This is a genomic window from Chitinophaga sp., from assembly GCF_035564935.1.
In the GTDB taxonomy this organism is placed as follows: Bacteria; Bacteroidota; Bacteroidia; order Chitinophagales; family Chitinophagaceae; genus Chitinophaga.
Genome location: NZ_DATMTE010000412.1, coordinates 1 through 4624 on the forward strand (window position 1 = coordinate 1; position 4624 = coordinate 4624).

A 4624-nucleotide genomic window follows, 5' to 3' on the forward strand; every position below is an offset into this window, starting at 1 on the left:
GCTTTTAAAATCTTGAAAAGCGGGAAATGAACCCGTGTCCAAAAGTGGAAGTGGCGGGAATCGAACCCGCGTCCAAACATATTCGCCGAAAGCTTTCTACATGCTTATTTACGCATTGTTTTGTCGGGATCAGGCAGGGGCGCAACAAACCAACCGTCTCCTTATCCGTTGTAGTTTCAGTATTCACTCACAGAAACCATGAATACCTATCCCTATGGGTTTATGATTCAGCGGCGGGAGTCGCATAAGGCAACAACTCCGGGCGGCTATAATGGGTACCTAATTCAATTAGGCAGCCATGGCGTAGTTAGATTCGCCAATTAAAGTTTGAATATTCAGATTATCGTGCTAATTATCCAACGCACGGCATGCTTACACTCTCAAAGATCTATGCTGTCAAAACCAGGCACCCCCAGCTAAAATGGCTTACAAAGATACTAAAAAAAACCGGCATTTGAAAACTAAATCAAATGCCGGCAATATTTTAAACCAAAATTTTAAAACAATCCACTCAGCAGGTTTCGCCAAACATCCAGCCCGTTGGCAAATATCAACAGGCTAAACAGGATCAGCATCCCTGCAATCTGCGCATATTCCAGGAACTTCTCGCTTGGCTTACGGCCTGTAACGATCTCATACAGCAGGAACAGCACATGCCCTCCATCCAGTGCGGGGATAGGCAGGATATTCATGAATGCCAGGATGATGGACAAAAATGCGGTCATCTCCCAGAACATCTGCCAGTCCCACGCATCGGGGAACAGTTTGGCAATGGTCATAAAGCCTCCGAGCGACTCGCTTACTTTTACCTCTTTGGAAACAAAGATCAGGCGGAGTTGCTGCACATATTTAACCAGCTTATCGATGCTTTTATGGAAACCTGCCGGGAAAGATTCCAGGAAAGTATACTTCTTTACCTTATACTCAAAAGGATCCCTGGGATATACGCCGAAGGTTCCTTTCTCATTCAGTTTGGCCGCCAGGTTCAGTGTATCATTGCCGCGCACTATCGTCACTATCACGTTTTCATTCTTATGTTTCCTGATCTCCTTTGCAAATTCATGATAGTAGGGAACAGCCATACCGTTGATGGCGATAAGCTGGTCGCCGCTCTTCACGCCCACTGCTGCTGCAGCTGATCCCTGGAGGGTACTGTCGGCAATATAAGGGAGCCGGGGCATGGCAAAAGGCGCTTTCTGCTTAAGCAGCTGCCTGGTAAAGCCTTCGGGAATAGGAAGATTAATGGCTTTGCCATCGCGCTCCACCTGGATACTTTTGGCTTCAGAAAGGATCACATCTCCCGGGATGGCTTCAAATGCTTCCACATGGTGATGATCGATGGTAAGGATCTTATCACCGTCTTTCATTCCAATGCTGCGGGCCAGGGAATCTGTTACCACGCCGTATTTGGCAGCGTCGGTAGGCAGGTAGGTTTCACCCCAGTGCCATAAGATCATGGCATATATGAAAAACGCGAGGACAATATTCACTGTCACACCACCTATCATAATAATGAGGCGCTGCCATGCCGGCTTGGCGCGAAACTCCCACGGCTGCGGGGGTTTTGCCAGCTGCTCCTTATCCATACTTTCATCTATCATCCCGGATATTTTTACATATCCGCCCAACGGCAGCCAGCCAACACCATATTCAGTTTCACCCTTCTTTATTTTGAAAAGAGAGAACCACGGATCAAAGAACAAATAGAATTTTTCCACCCTGGTTTTGAACAACTTGGCCGGGATAAAATGGCCTAACTCATGCAACACTACCAAAATAGAAAGTGACAGTAACAACTGTCCGGCTTTCACCAATATTACCTCTGTAGTCATTTAATTGTTTCTGCTTTAATCTGCCTAATATATCAGTTTTAATACATATTCCGGCAAAACTCTTTGTTAATTTTTACTGGCAATTTATATAACGATAGAATTGATAAGGGATGCAGCGTGTTCACGTGCGGCATTATCGCATTCATAATAATCGTGCAAGGTAGGGGTTTCAATAAACGGTATTTTACCCAGCGTTTCCTCAATTACTTCCGTCATCTGCAGGAAACCGATCCTGTTTTTCAGGAAAGCATTCACCACTTCTTCATTGGCTGCATTCATTACGCATGCAGCATTTCCCCCCTTGTGCATCGCCTCGGTGGCAATGGCCAGGTTCCGGAAGGTTTTGGTATCCGGCTGCTCAAAAGTAAGCGACGGATAGTTACGGAAAGAAAAACGCGGAAAATCATTCGCCAGGCGGTCGGGGTATCCCAACGCATACTGGATGGGCAGCTTCATATCCGGCAGTCCCATCTGTGCTTTGAGCGAACCATCCACAAATTGTACCATGGAGTGGATGATGGACTGTGCATGTATTACCACCTCAATATTTTCAGGCGCCAGGCCAAACAGCCAGCGTGCTTCAATCATTTCCAGCCCTTTATTCATCAGGGTGGCGGAATCAATAGTGATTTTAGCGCCCATGCTCCAGTTGGGATGCTGCAGGGCATGGTCTTTTTTCACATTGATCAGGAAGTTCGGTTTCTTTCCCAGGAAAGGCCCGCCCGAAGCGGTAAGGATCACTTTCTCCACCTTGGAGAAAGGCTCTCCCAGCAAGCACTGGAAAATAGCGGAATGTTCGGAATCTACCGGTATAATGGGCACATTCTTCCTGCGGGCGGTGGCCATTACAATATCACCGGCCACTACAAGGGTTTCCTTGTTGGCCAATGCTACCGGGGTACCCTGCTCAATGGCAGATAAAGTAGGCGCAAGGCCCGCAAACCCCATGATGGCAGCCAGTACCATGTCGATAGAACTCCAGGAAGCTACTTCCACCATGGCTTTTGCGCCGGCAAATACTTTAATGCCTTTATCAAATAATACGTCTTTTACCTGTTTGTACTTTGCTTCACTGCCAATCACTACCGCGTTGGGCTTGAATTTCAGCGCCTGCTCAATCAGCAGGTCAGCATTCTGCTGTGCAGTCAGTACCTCTACACTAAACCTGTCGGGATGCGCAGCGATCACCTCCAGTGCCTGTATGCCAACAGATCCGGTTGATCCGAAGATGGCAATCTTTCGTTTATTCATTACGGTGATTTACTTTTTTACAGTTAACAAAAAATGAAGAACCAGCTGCCGGTAAAAATAGCCAGGCAGCCGCTTCGCCTGAATTACCGGTTATTTTTGTAAATACGCTGCCAGCTCATCTGCCAGCTTCCTGTCGTTACTCAAACGAGGCACTTTGTTCTGACCTCCCAGTTTTCCAATAGCTTTCATATAGTCGATAAAGCCCTGTTTACGTACAGTCCTTATCTTCAGGGGTTGTAAAATATTTCCGGTCAGCAGATCATCATAGTAAATATTCTTCCGACGCATGTTTTCATCTACCTTCCTGGAAAACGCCTCCAGGTTTTCCGGCAAATTCTCAAACTCCACAAACCACTCGTGGTAAGGCAGCTCGCCGTTGGTTTGCACCATCGGGGCAACGGTAAATTCGGTGATCTGCACATTTTCTTCCGCGGCGGCCTTCATCAGGCTGTGCTCCACTTCCTCCCCGATCACATGCTCTCCGAACGCGGATATAAAATGCTTGATCCGGCCGGTTACCAGCAAGCGGTAAGGGTTGGTGGAAACAAACTTCACCGTGTCGCCGAGGTTGTACCCCCATAAACCGGCGTTGTTGTTGATCACCATCGCGTAATTTACACCGGTTTGCACGTCTTTGAGCGACAGCCGGGTAGGATTTTCATTGAAAATTTCCTGTGCCGGTATAAACTCATAAAAGATACCCGAATTGGTGTTGAGCAACAACCCTTCCTTATCCTGCGAATCCTGGAAAGCAAAAAAGCCTTCGGAAGCAGGGAATGTTTCCACTGTATGAACCGGCGCTCCTATGGAGGCCATGAGCTTGGAACGGTAAGGCTCAAAGTTCACCCCGCCGTATACCATCACATCAAAATTCTTAAATATTTCCCTGATCCGCTTACCATTACTGCGTTCTATCAGGCGGTCGAAATACATCTGCACCCATGGCGGTATGCCGCTGATCAGCGTCATATCCTGGTTAATGGTTTCTTCCACAATTTTATCCAGCTTCGTTTCCCAGTCATCAATGCAATTGGTTTCGTATGATGGCAGCTGGTTGGTGCGCAGGTACCTGGGAATATGATGATTCACGATACCGCTCAGCCTTCCCGTGGGAATGCCTCCTACCCTTTCCAGCTCCGGCGATCCCGATAAAAAGATCATTTTGCCATCTGCAAACGCCGTATTACCGGTTTCTCCCATATAATTCAGCAACGCATTACGGGCTGTATCTATATGATTGTTCACAGATTCCTTGGAGATGGGGATATATTTAACGCCACTGGTGGTACCGGAGGTTTTGGCCAGGTAAATGGGCTGCCCTTTCCACAGTACATTCTGTTTGCCTTCCTTGATCCTTTCAATATAAGGCTTAAACTGCTCGTAATCCCGCAAAGGCACTGCCTGCTTAAAATCGTCGTGGGTTTGTACCCCGCTGAATTTATGTTCTGTTCCAAATTCCGTCTTTCTGCCTGTCTTCAGGAGCTCCTGCAGGATAGCCTCCTGATCTTCTACCGCCCTTAACATTTCCTTCTTTATCTTAT

The 4624-nt window shown here is 47.2% G+C and carries 3 protein-coding genes and 1 other RNA gene; all 4 read right to left on the reverse strand.

Annotation, left to right across the window (positions count from 1 at the left end):
- Positions 1-42: 42 nt before the first annotated feature.
- Positions 43-414, reverse strand: a transfer-messenger RNA (tmRNA) gene (ssrA, locus tag VN105_RS10775).
- An 83-nt stretch (positions 415-497) separates the two neighbouring features.
- The gene (rseP, locus tag VN105_RS10780; protein ID WP_325640683.1) at positions 498-1832 is read right to left on the reverse strand and encodes an RIP metalloprotease RseP; all 1335 of its coding nucleotides are present in this window, start codon (positions 1830-1832) and stop codon (positions 498-500) included.
- Between the two features lie 84 nt (positions 1833-1916).
- A complete protein-coding gene (locus tag VN105_RS10785; protein WP_325640685.1) occupies positions 1917-3083 on the reverse strand; it encodes a 1-deoxy-D-xylulose-5-phosphate reductoisomerase in 1167 nt (388 codons plus the stop codon).
- A 90-nt stretch (positions 3084-3173) separates the two neighbouring features.
- Positions 3174-4624: GH3 auxin-responsive promoter family protein (locus VN105_RS10790; RefSeq protein WP_325640687.1), on the reverse strand; the 1451-nt coding region annotated here is incomplete at its 5' end.